Source organism: Fulvivirga sp. AWR4_260, from assembly GCF_056158185.1.
This window is the reverse complement of sequence record NZ_JBSWSU010000001.1, coordinates 721,407-741,573: the sequence shown is the minus strand read 5'-3', so window position 1 is coordinate 741,573 and position 20,167 is coordinate 721,407. Positions and strand designations below refer to the sequence as shown.

Genomic DNA, 20,167 nt, shown 5'->3' with positions numbered 1-20,167 from the left:
AGTTTCGACTCCTCTTTTTTATGCTATAGGTTTTGCAGAGGCAAATTGCTCCTGTACTTCATCCAGTATGCTTATTAATTCTTCGTGCGATACGGATTCAACTAGTCTTGTTCTAAAGGGTTTGAAATGTGGTAAACCTCTGAAATAGTTAGTGTAGTGTCTTCTCATTTCAAAAATCCCCTTTTTCTCTCCCTTCCATTCTACAGAAAAGTTTAAATGTCTTTTTGTTACATCTACTCTATCTTGTAATGTAGGTGGTGGCAAGTGTTCGCCTGTTTCAAAAAAATGTTTTATCTCATTGAAAATCCAAGGGTAGCCTATGGCCGCCCTTCCAATCATGATGCCATCTACACCATACTTGTTTTTATATTCTAAAGCTTTTTCTGGCGAATCAATATCGCCATTTCCAAAAATAGGTATATGTATATCGGGGTGATTTTTAACCTCTGCTATTTTGGTCCAGTCAGCAACTCCCTTATACATTTGCTTGCGGGTACGTCCGTGTATGGTCAATGCCTGAATGCCTACATCCTGAAGTCTTTTGGCTACTTCTACAATTTTAATAGTGCTGTCATCCCACCCCAAGCGAGTTTTAACTGTTACAGGTAAATTGACTTGCTTCACTATCTCTTCAGTCATTTTCTGCATCTTAGGGATGTCTAGCAATATGCCAGCTCCGGCTCCTTTGCATGCTACCTTTTTTACTGGGCATCCGTAATTAATGTCAATCATTTCGGGGCCTGCTTCCTCAGCAATGGTAGCGGCCTCACGCATAGATTCTATCTTGTCACCAAATATCTGGATGCCTATAGGTCGTTCGTAATCATAGATATCTAGCTTTTCTACGCTTTTGTCAGCGTTTCTAATTAAACCTTCAGATGAAATGAATTCCGTATACATAAGGTCTGCGCCATTTGCTTTGCAGACAGCTCTAAATGGAGGATCACTTACGTCTTCCATGGGGGCTAATAATAAAGGGAACTCTCCAATCTCTACATTTCCTATCTTAACCATCGTATTAAAGATTTAAATTTGCTAACTACTTCATTGTTATAAAGGTATAAGCTTACTCTTTATGCTATGTGCATTAATTCAGTAGTTTAACTACAAAAATACCTCTAAAATGCTATCCTTACGAATAAAGTTCAATATTTCTATTGTTTATTCTGGTCTATTGGAGTGGTGAAATGATTTTGGCTAATGAAAAAATAATGTATACAATAAGTGTTTAATTAACACTAGAGGCATATCTGTTATAATCGACTGATATCAATTAAATTATGTGTTAAAATATCCTTACTTTTGCAATTGAATATAAAAATTATTCAAAATGCATGTGCTCTATAGTGGCATTTGATGAGTCATATTTAAAATTATATAATAAGTGATAATAAAACTCAGGGCAAATATTCATCTAAACTGTAATTTAGCAGGGCATTATGGATATATACAATAATAAAATTGACTTGCCAGAAAATAGAAGTGGAGCGGGGTCAGCTTTGCTGGTTTTATTTTTTGCTTTATTTGGTTCATTTGTCGGTTCATTCCTCGGGTTGCTTTTAGCCATACCGTTTTATCCTGGCTCTTTTACTGAACTTTCACAAGCTATACAAACTCCGCTTCAGCACCCTGAAGTTAAACTGCCTTTGTTTTTGAGCCAAGGCGTAGCTACGGGACTAGGAATGATATTCTTCCCTTATTTATATGTTAAAATAAGAGAAGAACGTGCGTTGAAAATATTTTTTGATCGCTCGGTTTCTGTTTTGCCGTTAGTTTTGACCTTTTTTATTGTACTCGCCTTTATGCCAGTTAATGCTTTGTTTATTGATTGGAACGCCCACATACATTTTCCTGAGTTTTTGAGTGGGTTTGAAAATTGGGCCAGAGAAAAGGAAGATAGCCTGGCGTTATTAACAGAGTTTCTAACTCAGTTTGATCATCCTTATGAGTTTGCTGTCGCGTTTTTGGTCATTGCAATCATAGCACCAATTGGAGAGGAGCTATTATTTAGGGGCTGTTTACAAAACTATTTGTTTCTTTCATCAAGAAATGTACACGTAGCTATTTGGGTTACTGCTTTAATTTTTAGCACGTTTCACTTGCAGTTTTTTGGGTTCATTCCACGCTTGTTATTAGGTGCACTGTTCGGGTATCTCTATTATTGGTCTGGCAACCTGTGGGTGCCTATAATAGCGCATTTGGCTAACAATGGATTTACATTGGTGTTAGTCTTATTTAAGCAAGGGCAGACAAATGCCGAAGTTTTGGAAAATACAAACTCTGTTCCTTTGCCTACTGTGTTAATATTCGCTATTATTACCACAGTACTTATTTATTATTTTAGAAATATTTTTCTTAAACAAAAGTCATAGTACAATAATGAGTGGCTGGCAAAAAATTTATAGTACTGAGCAATATTATAATGCTGAACTAATTAAAAACTATCTTGAAGAGCATGACTTTAAGCCGGTGATTATAAATAAACGCGACTCATCTTATAATAATTTTGGACTGTTCGAAGTGCACGTGATTTACGATGATGTGATGCGCGCACTACATTTAATAAAAAATGACATCGATTTTAAATAAATATAGCAATCTTACCCAACGAATAATAGCAGCTTCAATAGGTGCTATCATTATCATTTCTGGTTTGTGTTTCAGTCAATGGAGCTACTTCATCATCTTTTTTCTTATATGCACTATTACTCAGTTGGAGTTTTATAAACTGGTAGGGCTCGATGGTATGTTGCCGTTGAAAACCTTCGGAACTATTTGCGGTAGTAGTTTATTCATGCTTTCATTTATGATTGAAAGTGGCCGAATAGATGCAAAATACTATTACGCCATTTTTCCTGTGTTAACGTGCGTTTATTTAATATATCTCTATCGCAGACGAGAAGTGAAGCCTTTCAGGGGTATTGCATTTACGTTTTTGGGAATACTTTATGTAGCTATCCCTTTTTCATTACTTAATGTAATAGCTTTTCAGCCTGGAGGTTATACCTTTGAACTGATTTTAGGGTCATTGCTCATACTTTGGGCCAATGATACCGGAGCTTATTTTGCAGGTGTACGGTATGGACGCAGAAAACTTTTTGAACGTGTATCTCCTAAGAAATCATGGGAAGGTAGTATTGGAGGTTTAATTTTAGCCTTATGTATGGCATATGTTATACATTATACTACTAATGATGTGCTGGCCTTATGGCAGTGGATGGGGATCGGATTTATTATAGTAATTGGTGGTACTTATGGAGATTTAGTAGAATCGCTATTTAAACGAAGTATAGAAATAAAAGACTCAGGTCGTCTCATACCGGGGCACGGAGGTTTTATGGATCGTTTTGATGGATTACTCTTAAGTGCACCATTTATCACTACTTTTTTAAAAATATTTTAAATTAATATAATCATTATTAATTTATTTAACTTTGCAATCGATTTAATAATTTAAAAAGCCACAAATATGGGTTATATAGAACCTGCTCCGATTAAGGATGAGAAAAATCCCTTTGAGGCGATGATGTCTCGATTTCACATCGCTTCTCAAATTTTAGGTTTGGATGATGAAATATATAATGTATTGAAATCTCCGGCTAAACAAGTGACTGTATCATTACCAATAACAATGGATGATGGGTCAATTAGGGTATTTGAAGGTTTTCGTGTTATTCACTCAAACATATTGGGTCCCTCAAAAGGTGGAATTCGATTTGATCCAGGTGTGAATATAGATGAAGTTAAAGCTTTAGCTGCTTGGATGACTTGGAAATGTGCTGTAGTGGATATTCCCTATGGAGGTGCAAAGGGTGGTATCACCTGTAATCCTAGAGAAATGTCATCAGGGGAGATAGAAAGGTTAATGCGTGCTTATACTTTATCTATGATTGAAATATTTGGTCCTGATAGAGATATTCCTGCGCCTGATATGGGTACTGGGCCAAGGGAAATGGCTTGGCTAATGGATGAATATTCTAGAACTCAAGGTATGACTGTCAACTCTGTAGTTACAGGTAAGCCTTTAGTATTAGGAGGATCTTTAGGTAGAACGGAAGCCACAGGACGTGGTGTGATGGTTTCTGCCCTTGCAGCCATGGAAAAACTGAAAATTAATCCTTATAAGGCTACTTGTGCAGTACAAGGTTTTGGTAACGTGGGTTCTCATGCTGCCTTGTTACTTGATGAGCGTGGCGTTAAAGTGGTAGCGGTAAGTGACCTTTCTGGTGCATATTATAATGCCAATGGGATAAACATACAAGAAGCTATAGAGTATAGAAACTCTAATAACGGATCATTAGAAGGATATGGCGGTGCCGAAAAAATATCTGGAGATGAAATATTGACCTTAGAAGTTGATGTTTTAGTGCCTGCGGCTACTGAAGACGTTATCACTTCTCAAAATGTGGATAAAATCAATGCTAAGCTTATAGTTGAAGGTGCTAATGGGCCTACTTCAGCAAAAGCAGATGCTGTGATAGCTGAAAAAGGTATTATGGTGGCTCCTGATATTTTGGCTAATGCGGGAGGTGTTACGGTATCTTATTTTGAGTGGGTACAAAATAGGTTAGGGTATAAGTGGACTGGCGAGCGTGTAAATCGTAGGTCTGATAGGATTATGAAAGATGCGTTTGATAATGTTTATCGCACTTCAAAAGAATACAATGTGTCAATGAGAATAGCGGCCTACATAGTGGCTATCGATAAAGTTGCTAAAACATACAAATATCGTGGTGGATATTAAATTTTAAATGACGAAATTTGCATTTTAGTAATAACCAAATTTAGGACCATTGACAATACATAAAGAAGGACGTGTTTTACTTGTTGTACTATTAGTACTTTTAGCTGTAGTTAATATAGCCGTGTATATCGGCCTACCTGAAAAGCCAATTGTATTTAATATCGTGTTGGCAGGAAGCGTAGTTTTGTTTTTGTTGATTTTACAATTCTTCAGAAACCCGAAAATAGTTACGCCTATAAACGATAAACACGTAGTAGCACCTGCAGATGGTAAGGTGGTAGTAATTGAAGAAACCACAGAAACTGAGTATCTGAAGGATAAAAGAATTCAGATTTCTATTTTTATGTCACCTGTAAATGTGCACGTTAATAGAATGCCTGTAAAAGGAATGGTGGAGTTTTTTAAATACCATGCAGGTAAATATTTGGTAGCTTGGCACCCTAAGTCGAGTACTGAAAACGAACGCACTACAGTAGTGATAAAAACAGATAAAGGAGTTTCGGTTTTAATGAGGCAGATTGCTGGTGCTTTAGCCCGTAGAATTAAATGGTACGTTAAAGAAGGTCAGGAATTTGAGCAAGGTGAAGAGTTTGGATTTATCAAATTTGGATCAAGAGTAGATGTTTTCCTCCCTTTAGATGCAAAAGTAAAAGTTAATATTGGAGAGAAAACCAAAGGCGGGAGAACGGTTTTGGCAGAGATTTAACTAAATGATATATAACAAAAAAGCCCAATGAAAATTGGGCTTTTTTGTTATAGTGTCTTTTCTATAATGGTCATTAAATGTTCTAGATGTTTTTTGTCCCTTTCATCAAAAGCATTGAGTTGGTCACTGTCAACATCAAGAATTAGCTGTACCTCATTGTTTTTAATGGCTGGTAACACTATTTCAGACTTAGAGGCAGAGCTACAAGCTATGTGTCCAGGGAACTCATCTACATTAGGTACTATAATGGTCTCTGCTTGCTCCCAAGCACTTCCACATACACCTTTTCCTTTTTTAATTCTGGTACACGCTATAGGTCCTTGAAATGGCCCCAGAACAAGTTCTTCATGTTTTACAATATAAAAACCTACCCAAAAGAAATTTAATCCTTCTTTTAGTGCTGCAGCAATGTTTGCTAAGTTCGCTACTAGATCATCTTCTCCGGTTATTAAACCTTCTATTTGAGGTATTAAACCTAAGTAAATTTCATCCTTTGATGCTTCTTTATTGATGTGTAATTCTTCAGCCATTTTTTAAATTTTTATAAATTAACAACTCGTCATCCTCCAGATTTTGTTGGGCTGACAAGCCAGAAATTTTAGGGGCAATAATACCTTCTTCAAACACTTGAGGAGAACGAAAAACTCTTGCTTCATCCCAAAGCTCCAATTCTATAATACTATGCAGTAGGCTGCTGCCTCCTTCAATAAATATGGAGTGCAAATTACGCTTGTATAAATCAGTGAATAAAGCCTTTAAGAAATTATTTTCTGGCAGTAAGATGTATTCTAAGTTATTGGACGAGCCTTCTCTTAATATGTTATAGCATAGCGTTGGTATAGATCCGTCAAATAAATTTAGTTCCTTGTCTAGCTTTAGTTTTTTGTCAATTACTACACGCACAGGGTCTTTTCCTGTCCATGACCTTACATTTAGTGTAGGGTTGTCATGCCTAGCCGTGTTAGTGCCCACCATTATGGCATCTTCCTCAGCTCTCCATTTATGAACTAGTTTACGACTATGTTCATTGCTGATCCATTTTGAATCAAAGTTTTTTCTGGCAACAAAACCGTCTTTAGTCTCAGCCCATTTTAAGATGATGTATGGCCTCTTATGTTTTAATTGAGTAAAGAATCTTTTGTTGAGCTCCTGCCCTTCATGCTCTAAAACACCAGTAACCACTTCTATGCCGGCCTTCTCAAGTATACTTATACCTTTACCGCCTACTAGTGGGTTGGGGTCTATTGTAGATATAACCACTTTTTTAACCTTATGATCAACTAAGAGGTTTGCGCATGGTGGAGTTTTTCCAAAATGAGCGCATGGTTCAAGGTTTACGTATACCGTAGCCTCGCTAAGCAATGTCTTATTCTTTACAGAATTAATAGCATTAACTTCTGCATGAGCTTCACCATACTTCTTGTGCCATCCTTCACCTATTACTTTGTCATTATGAACAACTACGCACCCTACCATAGGATTAGGACTTACCTGGCCTATTCCTAATTTGGCTAAATCAAAAGTACGCCTGATATATAGTTCATCTTTATTCATTAGCTTTGTTTTTCTGTAATACTCTAACCTTTACCTTATATGTCCTCTAGTTTTCCAGATTCGTCTAAAAAGCTTCTGCAGTATATCATTAGTGCTATTCAACTAAAGGAATCTGATAATGAAATCTTAAGCCTTGCTCATATTATTATGGAAAACATTATGGGCATTAACCAAACAGATATTATCGTTGATCGTTCGGTAAATGTTTCTAGCTCCAAAGGTAAAGAATTAAACAAGTTGATTGCACGTATTAATGACAATGAACCCATTCAGTATATTTTAGGAGAAACGGAGTTTTATGGAAGGAAGTTTTTTGTAGGCCCCGAAGTTTTAATTCCAAGGCATGAAACGGAAGAGTTGGTACACCTTATTATTGCAGAAAATAAGAAGAAGAAAATAAAGCTATTAGATATAGGTACAGGAAGTGGTTGTATTCCTATTTCGTTGATGAAGGAGATTAATGGTGCCAAGGCTACGGCTATTGACTTTGACCCGAGGGTAATAAAAATGGCGCGGAGAAATGCTGATTTTCATAATGTGGCTGTGGACTTTATGCTTATTGATATTTTGGAAGAGCCCATACCTTTAACAGGGTTAGATGTAATAGTTAGTAATCCTCCATATATAGGTGAAAGTGAAAAGTGGCAAATGAAGGCTAATGTTTTGGATTATGAGCCACACCGAGCATTGTTTGTGAAAGATTCAGAACCGTTAATATTTTATATTAGAATAGCCGAGTTAGCACATACAAGCTTAAAGGAAGATGGGGTATTATACTTCGAAATAAATGAAAATTATGGTCAGGATGTTGTTAATATGTTGGTGGAGTTAGGCTATTCTGATGTTAAGCTTTTTCAAGATTTAAATGGTAAAGATAGAATGGTAAGAGCCGGAAACTCACCCAATATATTCTCCTAACCAGAATTGTTCTTTAGAGGTGAATGTGACAGTTCCATCTTCTTCTAATTGAATATTCTTGTCTGCTATTTCTCGATAGTTTCCACTAATCCCTACTTCTTTTGACATGAGTTTAAAAACACTTCCCTTTGTAACCCATTTTTTAAACTCCTTCTTTTTGCAAAATACCCATTGCCAAGAGCCGTTTGACCAAATTAAATCCATGTTAGTTTGCTCTGGTAAAATGGTGAATAATTCGGGTTGAATTTCGCCTACAATATGGACAGCTGGATAGTTAGCATTAGTTAAAAAATTAATCCCTTCTAAGAGAATTCCATGTTGTAAACTTTCAAAGGATAATATTTTAACTGGCGCTTGAAACTGTAAATCTTTCATTACCTGTACTGATTCACTGCTTAAACATATTGCTAGATCTATTTTAATGCCTAAGTCTATTAGCCAGTCAATACAATTAGTGCCAGCAATAATGGTAGGGCTCCATTCTAATAATTGAAACAAGTGCTCAGTGTTTTCAATGGCAGAGTTAATTAATACTGCTGGTTCCTGATCGTCTTTTACTATATGATGTGAAGACATTTAATCTTGTGGGTATGAGTCTATAATGTTTTGTGATATTGTTTTATAAAGTTCTGCCAGCTCTTCTTGTTGAGCTAAGTAATCCATGTGGTGGTCTAGTGTTTCAAAGTCATGTCTTTTAGCAGGGCCGGTTTGTGATTTTTCAGGGCCAATGGCTATTGCTTTATTGATGGTTTCTAAAATTAGCGGGTGCAATAGGTCAAAGTTAAGCTTTTCTTTATTCAGTATGTTGCCGGCTATTTTAAGAAAATGGTTGGTGAAGTTGCAGGCAAAAACAGCAGCCACATGCAGAGCTTTTCTATCGTTGCTCGACATTTTTACTACTCTGTTACTAATGGCAAAGCCCATTTCTTTTAAGGCGCTTCGTGTTGTTTTGTTTTCAGCTTCAATGCAAATTGGGATTTCTTCCCAATGAATTTTGGAAGCCTTACTGAATGTTTGTAACGGGTAAAAAACTCCAAAATTTTCGGTGGCACTATACGCCAATGTACTCATTGGCTTGGCCCCAGAGGTATGCACTATTATAGCATTTTCTGGTAATACTATTTCTTGAGCAACTTCAGAAATGGCATCATCAGAAACTGCTACTATGAAAATTTCCGAGTTACTGGTAGAGAAATCTAAATCGGACTTTAACTCTGCTTGGTAAAGCTTTTTTATTAGAGCCTCTGCATTTTTAGGGTTTCTGCTATAAACTTCTTTTACTACATAACCAGCATTATCTAAAGCTGGAGCTAAGTGCCAGGCAATATTTCCTGAGCCTATAATAGAGACATTGGTAGAAAACGACATGCTGAAAAGATAAAAAAAAAGGTATGGATTATTCCATACCTTTCTCTCTCATTTTTTTAAATTCTGAATAACGCCTGTTAATAGCTATACCAAACCCTGTAAGTAATAGTAGAGTGCCAATCCATAAAAGATTAATAAGAGGCTTTTCCATGGCTTTAAGTACTACCCAATCTTTCTGGCGGGTCTTTACACCAATAGAGAATTTATTTTCTTCAGGGTGAATGTTTAGCACGGTAAATTGTACGCCTAATTCACTGATTTCATCAGGGATGCGGCCTACCATTCCCCCTTTAATTACAAAAATAGGTTGAGCCAGGTAATCTTTTTCTTCTCCTTGTACAAGTATATCAATTTGAACAGCTACATCTTCTGGGCCTAAATCAAGGCCATCAACACCCGGCAATCTGTCTACCTTATCTATTCTGCTAACATAGTCGTTGGCAAAGAAATTTTGATCAGGCTCTATACTTAGTTCTTCCATCTCGCTCCATTGCACATCGTCAGTAGGATTTCTGATCGATGACACATGGGTGTATAAATCTCTTGATAAACTTCTCTTGATATCTGGTGAAGCAAGTAAGCCTCCCATGGATTCATTTACTTGCGCACGAGGGTACAAAGTGAATTTATTACCATCGTTATCAGTGTATTCTATTTCGTAGTAAGTGTTTTCAGGGTATATCTCAATGGTGTCATTCTTATGAAATATAATTTCATTATCAACTTCTATGTCTCGCTTAGCCACTACTAAATAGTCTGTAGCAGTTTCCTTAACATCGTTTTTTTGAATATATTCTGAATGACTTACTGTTTCTATTCTTTCACCTTTGTATTTAAGCTCGTAATCAGCCATTTTTTTTGGCTCATTAATAAATAATAGAAGGTTCTCATTATTGAACTCGCTAGATGATTCTTTCGAAATTAACATGCCCGTGGTGTTTAAGGATACCACGTTTGAATATCCAGAAGAGAACATAATTCCAATTAGCATTAAACCCACTCCAATATGAGTAATAGCACCACCCGAGAGGCTTGGGTTTTTGAAGAATACTCCTATCAAAATTTTACCATTGGCTACAATAGTAAATATTCCTGAAATGAGTAAAACTATGTATTTTGGTTCAGCAACGTTTTTAACTAATACGGCAATTGTAGTTAAAGCTAAAGTGATAATTAAAGGGATAACTAAGCTGTTTTTTAGCTTTTCTTTATCCATTTTTTTCCACCAGAAGAATTGGCCTATACCAGAAAGTAACGCCACTCCTGCCGCAAACCATATTTGAAATTTGGAGTAGAAAACTACTTGGTCTGCTGGAGGTGCTAGATTTGAAACGCCACCAAATAGCTCTACTATTTTGTTCCAAACAGGGATAGATGTTGGGATCAATACCTGAAATCCCATTAAGCACAGTACTAATGCTCCTATAAAAATCCAAAACTCACGCGAATAAGTTGAGGCTTCTTTTTCAGTTGATGGCATTTGTTTCCATCTGATAGCAGCAAGTATAATGGAAATGATCGTGAAAAATAGTAAGTAGATTAAGAGCTGACCAGAAAGACCTAAATCTGTAAAAGAGTGAACTGATGATTCTCCTAGTATTCCACTTCTGGTTAGGAATGTAGAATAAAGAATTAGAATAAAGGTGGTAATATTAAGTACTACACTAGCTTTTAAAGCTGTTTCACTATTTCTGAAAGTAATCATGGTGTGAATGGCAGCTACTAAAAATAACCATGGTACGTATACTGCGTTTTCAACAGGGTCCCAGTTCCAGTAACCTCCAAAGTTTAGCGTTTCATATGCCCAGTAGCCTCCCATTAAAATACCTAATCCTAAAACTGCTCCTGCTACCAATGACCAAGGTAGTGCAGGACGCACCCATTCTCTATATTTTTTCATCCATAGCCCTGCAATACAATAAGCAAAAGGTACGGTGCATAGAGCAAAGCCTAAGAATAATGTAGGAGGGTGAATGACCATCCAATAGTTCTGTAATAATGGGTTGAGGCCAGTGCCATCTTTAGGTACAAAGTTGGGCTGATCTACAAAGATTGGAGCATTAATGGCGTCTCTTAACAATATAAAAGGAGAACTACCTATTTTTATGTTTATGGCAGGAATTACTACTCCCATAATCATTGAAGCCAAAAATGCCTGCACTAATGAGAAAACGGTCATTACAGGAGATTCCCAGAATTTATTGGTAAGCATAATAATTACCCCTAGTAGAGCATGCCAGAATAACCAAAGTAGAAAGCTTCCTTCTTGACCTTCCCAAAAACATGAAATCATATAATGACCTGGGAGTCTTCTAGACGAATGACTCCATGCATAATGATATTCAAAATAATGATTGTAGATAATAGTAAATAGACTAGCTACAATGCCTATAACTGCAAGAGAATGAATGTAAAAAAATATTCTCCCTGTGGTTTTCCAAGATTCAATAGAAGAAAGCTGATCTTTGGTAGTAGAGATGAAAAAACAACCAGCTGCAAAAAGTGCAGCTATAAAAGCTATAATAACAAAAAGGTGACCCAAGTCACCAATTAAAGTATGTATCATAAAGTAATATACATTTTAGGAAATTACATGCTGGCCTTTACCGTAGTTTCCTGATATTTTGAAGGACATTTCATAAGTATTTTATCGGCTACAAACATGTCTTGGTTGTAAGATCCAATAACCACTACCTTTTCTGATCTTGTGAAATCAGGCGGCATAGGCTCATTATAAAATACTGTTTGTTTCTTTTGGTTGTCATCTACCATTACGAAAGAAAATGATAGCTTGTCTCCTGATGGCTCAATACCTACTATTTCTCCATGAGAATCTTTCAATAATTCGCCAACCACGTGTATACTGTTGTCATTGCCATTAGATGCCATTGCGTAAGCTTCATCGAAAGTTACGTATGAACTGGCGTCTCCTGCGGTAGTAATTATTATACCGATGGCAACAGCAATAATTACAATGCCTATAATATGTGAAGCCTTCATAAGATTTTTTTTGATCTGTTATGCTACAAATTTAGGCTCAAAAAGGTTTCTAACCGTTATTATTTGGTAATTGTTTCTCTATTTTTCCAATCTTTCTGTCTACCGTAACCATATACCCAACCAAGCCACCTAATATTACTAATATTACAGCTGTTAGTACATAAATTTTCCCTTCAGCCCTGAAGTTATCGGCCATGGGTACTTCGCTATTTGTGTAGTCTTCCTGAGTAATTTGTTTCTTTTCTTGAGCTTGACTAAAAAATGCAGAAAGACAAAGCAATGAGAGTATTATAAATTTTTTCATGATTAGTTTAATGTCAGTTTTTTAATTCTGATTCTTAATGAAGCAATCCATACGCCAAGTAATGACCAGCCAATAACAGCGGGGTAAAATACAAGACGGAGTTTACTGTCTAAGTCATAGGCATTAAAACCTGGGTTGCCCCCATTACCTGGATGAAGAGAATCTGTAAGTCTTGGTAATATAAATAATAAGGGGATTAGAGCTGCAAAAGCAAAAATGTTGTATACAGCGCTTATTCTGGCTCTTTGGTCTTCATTTTCGAATGAGCCTCTAAGAATGAAATAGGCAAAATATATAAAAAGGCCTATGGCAGCGCCATTTTGCTTTGGGTCCCCACTCCACCAGTCGCCCCAAGTAAATTGAGCCCAAACCATACCTGTCGTGATTCCTAAAATTCCGAATAGAATGCCTACATTGCTAAATTCTACGGCTATAATATCATGTGCAGCTTTTCCCGAGTTTAAGTATTTAATGCTATAAACTACAGATACGGTAAGCATAATAATCATTCCAAACCACATAGGAACATGAAAATATAAAGCCCTAATGGTTTCGTTAAGAATGTTTAGTCTCGGTACATCAAAAAGTAGTCCGCCAGCTACTGTAAAAGTTAATAAAATTACGGTTAAAATTTTCCACCAGTTTTTGCCCATGCTGTCATCAATTTAGCTGCGCCAAAGATAGGGGAATAACAGGTAAGATACTGCGCCCACTATTAGATTAATTGCTCCTAATGTTATCATTTCATCATAGCTCATACTTACATCCAAGCCATCTAATGCATTTTTTGATATTTTAATAACCATTAACAGCATTGGTAATATAACAGGGAATCCGAGTATAGCCATTAAAGTTTGATTGTTATTGGCCTTGGAAGTAATGGCTGAAATCATGGTGAGTGATGAGGAGAAAGATATGGAGGCTAAAATTATATTAATAATAAATAGTGTAGGGTTTTGGACAGGGTTGCCCAATATTAAAGCATATATTGCAAAACCAGCTAGCGCTAGAATGATCATTAAAATGCTATTATAAATCATTCTGGCTACAATTAAGGTTTGAGGTTTAATTAGCCAATAGTAATATAGGTAACGTTCTTGCTTTTCTTGGATAAAGCTTTTAGCAATAGCATTGATAGAAGTAAACAGGATAATTATCCAGAAAAGCGTATTCCAAGTGAGTGGATTCAGTTGATCACTTTTTACATTAAAGCTTAAGTAGCAGATGAAAATAGTACTCACTAGATAAAGTAAAATACCATTGATGGCGTAGCGCTGACGCCATTCAATGGTTAATTCCTTTTTAATGAATTCTAGTATCAAACCGTGTGAGTTTTTTCGTAGTTTTTGATGTATGCGCCTAGTTCTATCATAAATACAATACCTAGTGATATTACAAAGCCAATTGCAAAACCTATTACTGCTGATTTTACAACTCCGGCACTAACTGGTTTTTCGTAAGAAACGCTATCAATCACTTCAATCGCATCTGTCAATTCTATGTTTTCATCTGTGGTGAGCTTTAATTTGTATAGATTAATTAAGGTCTCATATGTTGATGATGGAGTGCCGATGTAAAATTCACCTTTGTTACTGTTACTAACTCCAAGTAAGTTGAATTTTAAACTGTCAATTTGATTTAGTTGAGTGTTAATTTCTTTAGATAAGTTTTGATAGGTTTTTAGCTGAGCATTTTTCCTTTTCTCAACGAATTTATTAGAAACAAGGTAATTTATGATGCCTGAATTAATATCCTCCCAGTTCTCATTACTTTCTGCATTTATCAGTATTGTGAAAAATGCTCCTGTTTCTTCATCATCATTACTTTTTTTCTCCTCTTTCTTGAGAGATAGTTCAATTGATGTAATAGAGCTAGCTACGCCTGGAGTTATATTTAACTTCTTTGATAGGTTTTCGTAATTTTTTTCACTTACTATTTTGTTTAGACTCTCACCTATTGCCTCTATTAAAGGCTCTTTAATGATTTTTGAATAGATTATCATTTCACTTTCAAATACTTGAGGAGTATTTTTGAACCTTGAAACCCCTAAAGTGATACCTATAATTGGAGCAATAATTAAAATTAATTTATTTTTAAATAGAGAATTTTTGATTTTGACAATTAATTCCCCTAGATCAATTTCATCCTGATTTGTTTCTTTCACTCTGATTACGGTTTAAATGATTTACAAATATATTTAAAGAATTAATAACAGCTTAAATAAATAGTTAGCTTTACGCACTTTCTTATATTTACTTTTTTATTAAATAAATAATAATGGTATCAAAAAAAGTACTTGTTACTGGTGCAGCGGGATTTATTGGATATCATGTGTCAGCAGAGTTACTAAAAGAGGGGTGTGAAGTAATAGGAATAGACAGCCTAAACAAATATTATGACATAGATTTAAAAATATCTAGAAAGCAAGAGTTACTCAAGAATACTAATTTTAAATTTTTTCAGCTTGATTTAAGTGATAGGCTTAATGTTGAAGAACTTTTTAGAAATGAAAAATTTGAATATGTAATTCATTTAGCGGCTCAAGCAGGCGTACGTTATTCTATAACTAATCCTCACGCTTATATTTCAAGTAATATAGATGCATTTTTGAATATTCTGGAAGGGTGTCGACATCATGAAATTAAACACCTTGTATATGCATCTTCAAGTTCAGTGTATGGTGGAAACGAAACCATGCCATTTTCTGTGCATCATAATGTAGATCATCCTATTTCTTTGTATGCGGCTACGAAAAAGTCTAACGAATTAATGGCGCATACTTATTCTCATCTATATAATATTCCTACTACAGGATTACGCTTTTTTACGGTATATGGGCCGTATGGAAGACCTGATATGGCTCTTTTTCTGTTTACAAAAGCCATTGTAGAAGGAAAAGCTATAGATATATATAATGAAGGAAAGATGAAACGTGATTTCACTTATATTGATGATATTGTCAATGGAATAGTGAGAGTAATGAGGAAAATTCCTGAAGGAAATCCTCAATGGGATAAATCTCAACCCGATTCAAGTTCAAGTTGGGCCCCTTATAAAATTTTTAATATTGGGAATAACAAGCCTGTAGAACTTATGGAGTTTATCGAAACTATTGAAGAAGCTCTTGGAAAGAAGGCTGAGAAAAACTTTTTGCCTATGCAAGCTGGAGATGTGCCGGCTACTTATGCCGATGTTCAAGATTTAGTTGATGCGGTTGACTTTAAACCTTCAACATCGTTAAAACATGGTATACAAAAATTTGTTGATTGGTATATTGATTATTACAAAGTAAAAATATGAATAAGAAAATAGCTGTTATAGGCTTAGGTTATGTTGGCTTACCGTTGGCGGTAGAATTCGGGAAGAAATTCGATGTTATTGGCTTTGATATTAATACTTCTAGAATAGATGAGTTGAAAAAATTCTATGATAGGACACTAGAAGTTGATTCTGAGGAATTGCAACAAGCAAAAAAATTAACTTATAGTTCTACGTTGGAAGAGCTGCAGAAGGCTGATATTTATATAGTTACTGTACCTACTCCAATTAATGAATATAAAAAACCAGACTTGACTCCCTTAGAAAAGGCTAGTGAAACAGTAGGGAAGGTGCTTTCTGAAGGAAACATAGTAATATACGAGTCTACGGTGTTTCCAGGATGTACAGAAGAAATTTGTGTTCCAATTTTGGAAAAATATAGTAACTTGAAGTATAATCAAGGGTTTTATTGTGGGTATTCTCCAGAAAGAATAAACCCTGGAGATAAAGTGCATAGGTTGCCTTCAATAAAAAAAGTGACTAGTGGAAGTACGGATGCTATCGCTCAAGAAGTTGATGAACTGTATCTTGAGATTATTACTGCTGGTACTCATAAAGCCAGTTCTATAAAAGTAGCTGAGGCTGCAAAAGTTATAGAAAATTCTCAAAGAGATTTAAATATTGCTTTTGTAAACGAGCTTGCTTTAATTTTTGATAAAGTAGGAATCGATACTCACGAAGTATTAGAAGCTGCTGGGACTAAATGGAATTTCTTGCCATTTAAACCTGGATTAGTAGGAGGACATTGCATTGGTGTTGATCCATATTATTTGACTTATAAAGCCGAGGGGCTTGGGTATAATCCTCAAGTTATCTTATCGGGTAGAAGAATTAATGATAATATGGGGGTTTATGTGGCTAATAAGGTGATTAAACTTATGACGAAAAATGGTCATCCTATTAGTAATAGCAATGTTTTGGTGCTAGGGGTCACGTTTAAGGAAAATTGCCCAGATATCAGAAACAGTAGGGTGATTGATGTTGTAAAAGAGCTTGATGACTTTGGTGCAAATGTGGAGGTGTATGATCCGTTGGCAGATAAGGCTGAGGTTAAGCATGAGTATGGAATAGATTTAATTGATGAGCCCAATAAGGTTTATAGTGCAATTGTACTGGCTGTAGGGCATGATGAATTTTTGTCTTTAAAAATAAATGAAATAAGTGATAACAAAACCGCTATCTACGACATTAAAGGGTTTTGGGATAAGGAATTAATAACTGCTAGATTATAAATAAAGTGAAAGGTAAAATATTAGTAACTGGTGGGGCCGGATATATCGGCTCTCACACTTGTGTGGAATTAATCAACTCCGGTTTTGAACCTATTATTATAGATGATTTTTCTAATTCAGAAAAATTTATAATTGATAGACTGGAAGAACTCACGAAAACAAAAATTACGGTTGAAGAGGGCGATTGTGGAGACTATGATTTTGTTACTAATGTATTTAAAAAATACTCTGATATTTCAGGGGTGATTCATTTTGCTGCTTTTAAGGCTGTAGGTGAATCATCTGCATTTCCATTGAAATATTACTCTAACAATTTGATGTCTACCATTAACATGCTAAAAGTAATGGAAGAGCAAAAGGTTACCAATTTTGTATTTTCATCTTCATGTACTGTCTATGGTCAACCAGATCAATTGCCCGTGACTGAAGATACTCCTACCAAACCTGCTGAGTCTCCTTATGGAAGAACTAAGCAGATGTGTGAAGATATCATTAGAGATTTTTCTAAGGTTTCGGATGGATTTAAGGGTGTTTTCTTAAGATATTTTAACCCTATTGGGGCACATCCTACGTCATTAATTGGTGAATTACCATTAGGTACTCCAAATAACTTGGTGCCATTCATAACACAAACAGCAGCGGGTATAAGAGAAAAACTCACCATTTTTGGTAATGATTATGACACAGTGGATGGCACTTGTATCAGAGATTATATACATGTAGTGGATTTAGCTAAGGCTCATATTGCAGCGTTAGAAATGCTCTTGTTACAAGATGGAGCCATACTAGAAACCTTCAACGTAGGCACAGGTAATGGCAACTCGGTGCAAGAGGTGGTAGATACTTTTATGGAAGTGACAGGCGTAGCGTTAAACTATGAAGTAGGACCGAGGAGAAGTGGAGACGTTGAAAAAGTATATGCTGATGCCAGTAAAGTTAATAAAGGACTAAACTGGAAAGCGGAGTTGTCTTTAGCTGAATCTTTGAAGGATTCATGGAATTGGCAAAAATCTTTGGAAGTAAAATAAACCATAGACCAATTATAATAAGACCAACAAACCGAGAAACACTATGAAAGGAATTATTCTGGCCGGAGGTTCTGGCACTAGACTCTATCCATTAACGAAGAGCGTATCTAAACAATTAATGCCCATTTATGATAAACCGATGATTTATTACCCTCTATCGGTTTTAATGTTGGCTAATATCAAGGAAGTTTTAATTATAACTACTCCTGAAGATTCGGCTGCATTTAAAAACTTACTATCAGATGGTAGTCAGTTTGGTATTAAAATAGAATACGCCATACAACCATCACCTGATGGTTTGGCTCAAGCTTTTATTATTGGAGAAGAATTTATTGGTGGGGATTCGTGCTGTTTAATTCTTGGAGACAATATTTTTTACGGGTATAATTTTTCAAAGACTTTGGTTCAGGCATCTAGCATGGATTCAGGGGCTACAGTTTTTGGTTATTATGTAAAAGACCCAGAAAGATATGGTGTGGTTGAATTTACTGATGATAATAAAGTAGTGTCTTTGGTAGAGAAGCCGAAAGATCCAAAATCCAACTATGCGGTAACGGGGCTTTATTTTTATGACAATACTGTAAGTGAAAAAGCAAAACAAATAAAGCCTTCACCTCGAGGGGAGCTTGAAATTACTGACCTCAATAACATGTATTTGGAAGAGGGAAGTTTAAGGGTAGAGCTTTTAGGTAGAGGCATGGCATGGCTTGATACTGGTACACACCAGAGTTTAATTCAAGCAGGCAACTTTGTGGAATCAATAGAAGAAAGGCAGGGATTAAAAATTGCTTGTCTTGAAGAGATAGCTTATAGAAAAGGATATATAGGTAAGGAGCAATTGATAGAAGCAGCCAAGCCGCTACTTAAAAATCAGTATGGTCAATATTTAATGAAAATAGCAGGAGAATAATGTCTAAAAATATATTAATAACTGGAGGAGCTGGTTTTATAGGCTCTAATTTTGTCCCTTACTTTCTTGAGAAGTACTCTGATTACCATTTGGTGAATTTAGATAAGTTGACCTATGCCGGAGATCTTTCAAATTTAAGTGAAGTAGAAGGAGCTGATAGATATACCTTTGTACAAGGTGATATTTGCGATAGAGTTCTAATAGAAGAATTGTTTGATAAATATCAATTTCAAGGTGTAATACACTTTGCAGCAGAATCACATGTTGATAATTCCATTTCAGGGCCAGAAGCATTTATTAACACCAATATTAATGGAACATTCACATTAATCGATGTAGCCAGAAATACTTGGATGTCATCCCCCTTTGAGAAAAAGGCTGGGTTTGAAGATGCAAGATTCCACCATATCTCTACAGATGAAGTTTATGGAACTTTAGGTGAAACAGGTCTTTTTACAGAAGAGACTCCTTATGCGCCTAATAGTCCTTATTCAGCTTCAAAGGCTTCTAGCGATATGTTGGTGAGAAGTTATTTTCATACTTATGGAATGAATGTAGTTACTACCAACTGCTCTAATAACTATGGCCCTAAGCAGCACGATGAGAAGTTGATTCCTGTAATTATCAGGAAGGCATTAGGAGGAGAGAACATCCCTATTTATGGAGATGGTAAAAATATAAGGGATTGGTTATATGTATTAGACCATTGTAAAGGGATTGATATTGTTTACCATACTGGTAATGTAGGTGAAACCTATAATATTGGAGGTAGAAACGAAAGAAACAACAATGAAGTAGTATCTACCATTTGTGAGATTTTAGATGAAGTTAAACCAAAGTCAGGTGGAGCTTCTTATAAAGATCAAATTACATTTGTAAAAGATAGGGCAGGGCATGATAGACGGTATGCTATTGATGCCACCAAGCTAGAAGATAAATTAGGTTGGAAGGCTGATGAAAATTTCGAAACTGGAATTAAAAGAACAGTAGATTGGTATTTGAAAAAATACGCAGAGGCTACTGCATAATAAATTAATAAGTTACAAAAAGCCCTGAGGTATTATTTATCTCGGGGCTTTTTGTTT

The 20,167-nt window shown here is 35.7% G+C and carries 22 protein-coding genes; 11 read left to right on the top strand and 11 right to left on the bottom strand.

Annotated elements, in window-relative coordinates:
- Nucleotides 1-18: 18 nt before the first annotated feature.
- Nucleotides 19-1,014, bottom strand: coding sequence for a tRNA dihydrouridine synthase DusB (dusB, locus tag ACXACQ_RS03195; RefSeq protein WP_474974481.1), 996 nt, complete (start codon nucleotides 1,012-1,014; stop codon nucleotides 19-21).
- 425 nt (nucleotides 1,015-1,439) lie between these two features.
- Here dusB and ACXACQ_RS03190 point away from each other — a divergent pair, with 425 nt between their 5' ends.
- The 5 genes from ACXACQ_RS03190 (at nucleotide 1,440) to ACXACQ_RS03170 (ending at nucleotide 5,450) form a co-directional block, all read left to right on the top strand.
- The gene (locus ACXACQ_RS03190) at nucleotides 1,440-2,372 is read left to right on the top strand and encodes a lysostaphin resistance A-like protein (RefSeq protein WP_474974480.1); all 933 of its coding nucleotides are present in this window, start codon (nucleotides 1,440-1,442) and stop codon (nucleotides 2,370-2,372) included.
- Between the two features lie 7 nt (nucleotides 2,373-2,379).
- Nucleotides 2,380-2,589, top strand: coding sequence for a putative signal transducing protein (locus tag ACXACQ_RS03185; RefSeq protein WP_474974479.1), 210 nt, complete (start codon nucleotides 2,380-2,382; stop codon nucleotides 2,587-2,589).
- Complete coding sequence (locus ACXACQ_RS03180) at nucleotides 2,570-3,403, top strand: phosphatidate cytidylyltransferase (protein ID WP_474974478.1); 834 nt, start codon at nucleotides 2,570-2,572, stop codon at nucleotides 3,401-3,403. The genes ACXACQ_RS03185 and ACXACQ_RS03180 overlap by 20 nt, the downstream gene beginning before the upstream one ends.
- 66 nt (nucleotides 3,404-3,469) lie before the next feature.
- On the top strand, nucleotides 3,470-4,744 hold the full coding sequence (locus ACXACQ_RS03175) for a Glu/Leu/Phe/Val family dehydrogenase (protein WP_474974477.1): 1,275 nt from the start codon (nucleotides 3,470-3,472) through the stop codon (nucleotides 4,742-4,744).
- A gap of 49 nt (nucleotides 4,745-4,793) precedes the next feature.
- Complete coding sequence (locus ACXACQ_RS03170; protein WP_474974476.1) at nucleotides 4,794-5,450, top strand: phosphatidylserine decarboxylase family protein; 657 nt, start codon at nucleotides 4,794-4,796, stop codon at nucleotides 5,448-5,450.
- Between the two features lie 47 nt (nucleotides 5,451-5,497).
- Here ACXACQ_RS03170 and ACXACQ_RS03165 read toward each other — a convergent pair whose 3' ends face one another.
- Both ACXACQ_RS03165 and ribD read right to left on the bottom strand, forming a co-directional pair.
- Nucleotides 5,498-5,980: a GAF domain-containing protein gene (locus ACXACQ_RS03165; RefSeq protein WP_474974475.1), complete on the bottom strand. Its 483-nt coding sequence runs from the start codon at nucleotides 5,978-5,980 to the stop codon at nucleotides 5,498-5,500.
- Nucleotides 5,973-7,004, bottom strand: coding sequence for a bifunctional diaminohydroxyphosphoribosylaminopyrimidine deaminase/5-amino-6-(5-phosphoribosylamino)uracil reductase RibD (ribD, locus tag ACXACQ_RS03160; protein ID WP_474974474.1), 1,032 nt, complete (start codon nucleotides 7,002-7,004; stop codon nucleotides 5,973-5,975). The genes ACXACQ_RS03165 and ribD overlap by 8 nt, the downstream gene beginning before the upstream one ends.
- A 39-nt stretch (nucleotides 7,005-7,043) precedes the next feature.
- On the opposite strand from ribD, the gene prmC reads away from it, so the two are divergent.
- A complete protein-coding gene (gene prmC, locus ACXACQ_RS03155) occupies nucleotides 7,044-7,922 on the top strand; it encodes a peptide chain release factor N(5)-glutamine methyltransferase (protein WP_474974473.1) in 879 nt (292 codons plus the stop codon).
- On the opposite strand, the gene ACXACQ_RS03150 is transcribed toward prmC, so the two are convergent.
- From ACXACQ_RS03150 to ACXACQ_RS03115, 8 genes are read right to left on the bottom strand one after another with little or no spacing between them, the layout of a single operon-like run.
- A complete protein-coding gene (locus ACXACQ_RS03150) occupies nucleotides 7,902-8,498 on the bottom strand; it encodes a hypothetical protein (protein ID WP_474974472.1) in 597 nt (198 codons plus the stop codon). The genes prmC and ACXACQ_RS03150 overlap by 21 nt on opposite strands.
- On the bottom strand, nucleotides 8,499-9,290 hold the full coding sequence (locus tag ACXACQ_RS03145) for a Rossmann-like and DUF2520 domain-containing protein (RefSeq protein WP_474974471.1): 792 nt from the start codon (nucleotides 9,288-9,290) through the stop codon (nucleotides 8,499-8,501).
- A 28-nt stretch (nucleotides 9,291-9,318) separates the two neighbouring features.
- Nucleotides 9,319-11,856: a heme lyase CcmF/NrfE family subunit gene (locus tag ACXACQ_RS03140; RefSeq protein WP_474974470.1), complete on the bottom strand. Its 2,538-nt coding sequence runs from the start codon at nucleotides 11,854-11,856 to the stop codon at nucleotides 9,319-9,321.
- Nucleotides 11,857-11,879: 23 nt separating this feature from the next.
- A complete protein-coding gene (locus ACXACQ_RS03135) occupies nucleotides 11,880-12,290 on the bottom strand; it encodes a cytochrome c maturation protein CcmE domain-containing protein (protein ID WP_474974469.1) in 411 nt (136 codons plus the stop codon).
- Nucleotides 12,291-12,339: 49 nt separating this feature from the next.
- Nucleotides 12,340-12,594, bottom strand: a complete 255-nt coding sequence (locus ACXACQ_RS03130) for a CcmD family protein (protein ID WP_474974468.1) — start codon at nucleotides 12,592-12,594, stop codon at nucleotides 12,340-12,342.
- 2 nt (nucleotides 12,595-12,596) lie between these two features.
- Nucleotides 12,597-13,247 carry a cytochrome c biogenesis protein CcsA gene (ccsA, locus tag ACXACQ_RS03125; protein ID WP_474974467.1) on the bottom strand — a complete coding sequence of 217 codons (651 nt, stop codon included), beginning with the start codon at nucleotides 13,245-13,247 and terminating at the stop codon, nucleotides 12,597-12,599.
- Nucleotides 13,248-13,259: 12 nt separating this feature from the next.
- A complete protein-coding gene (locus ACXACQ_RS03120; protein WP_474974466.1) occupies nucleotides 13,260-13,916 on the bottom strand; it encodes a heme exporter protein CcmB in 657 nt (218 codons plus the stop codon).
- Entirely contained in the window at nucleotides 13,913-14,758 is an 846-nt protein-coding gene (locus tag ACXACQ_RS03115) for a hypothetical protein (RefSeq protein WP_474974465.1), read from the bottom strand. Before ACXACQ_RS03115 ends, ACXACQ_RS03120 begins: the two co-directional genes overlap by 4 nt.
- A 113-nt stretch (nucleotides 14,759-14,871) precedes the next feature.
- Here ACXACQ_RS03115 and ACXACQ_RS03110 point away from each other — a divergent pair, with 113 nt between their 5' ends.
- Genes ACXACQ_RS03110 through rfbB form a run of 5 tightly spaced genes read left to right on the top strand, consistent with a single transcriptional unit; the run spans nucleotide 14,872 to nucleotide 20,110 of the window.
- On the top strand, nucleotides 14,872-15,894 hold the full coding sequence (locus tag ACXACQ_RS03110; RefSeq protein ID WP_474974464.1) for an NAD-dependent epimerase: 1,023 nt from the start codon (nucleotides 14,872-14,874) through the stop codon (nucleotides 15,892-15,894).
- Nucleotides 15,891-17,144, top strand: coding sequence for a nucleotide sugar dehydrogenase (locus ACXACQ_RS03105; protein ID WP_474974463.1), 1,254 nt, complete (start codon nucleotides 15,891-15,893; stop codon nucleotides 17,142-17,144). Before ACXACQ_RS03110 ends, ACXACQ_RS03105 begins: the two co-directional genes overlap by 4 nt.
- 5 nt (nucleotides 17,145-17,149) lie before the next feature.
- Nucleotides 17,150-18,172 (top strand): UDP-glucose 4-epimerase GalE, encoded by a 1,023-nt coding sequence (gene galE / locus ACXACQ_RS03100; protein ID WP_474974462.1) that lies wholly within the window; start codon nucleotides 17,150-17,152, stop codon nucleotides 18,170-18,172.
- Nucleotides 18,173-18,215: 43 nt separating this feature from the next.
- Nucleotides 18,216-19,082, top strand: coding sequence for a glucose-1-phosphate thymidylyltransferase RfbA (gene rfbA, locus ACXACQ_RS03095; protein WP_474974461.1), 867 nt, complete (start codon nucleotides 18,216-18,218; stop codon nucleotides 19,080-19,082).
- Entirely contained in the window at nucleotides 19,082-20,110 is a 1,029-nt protein-coding gene (gene rfbB, locus ACXACQ_RS03090; RefSeq protein ID WP_474974460.1) for a dTDP-glucose 4,6-dehydratase, read from the top strand. Before rfbA ends, rfbB begins: the two co-directional genes overlap by 1 nt.
- The last annotated feature ends 57 nt before the right edge of the window (nucleotides 20,111-20,167 follow it).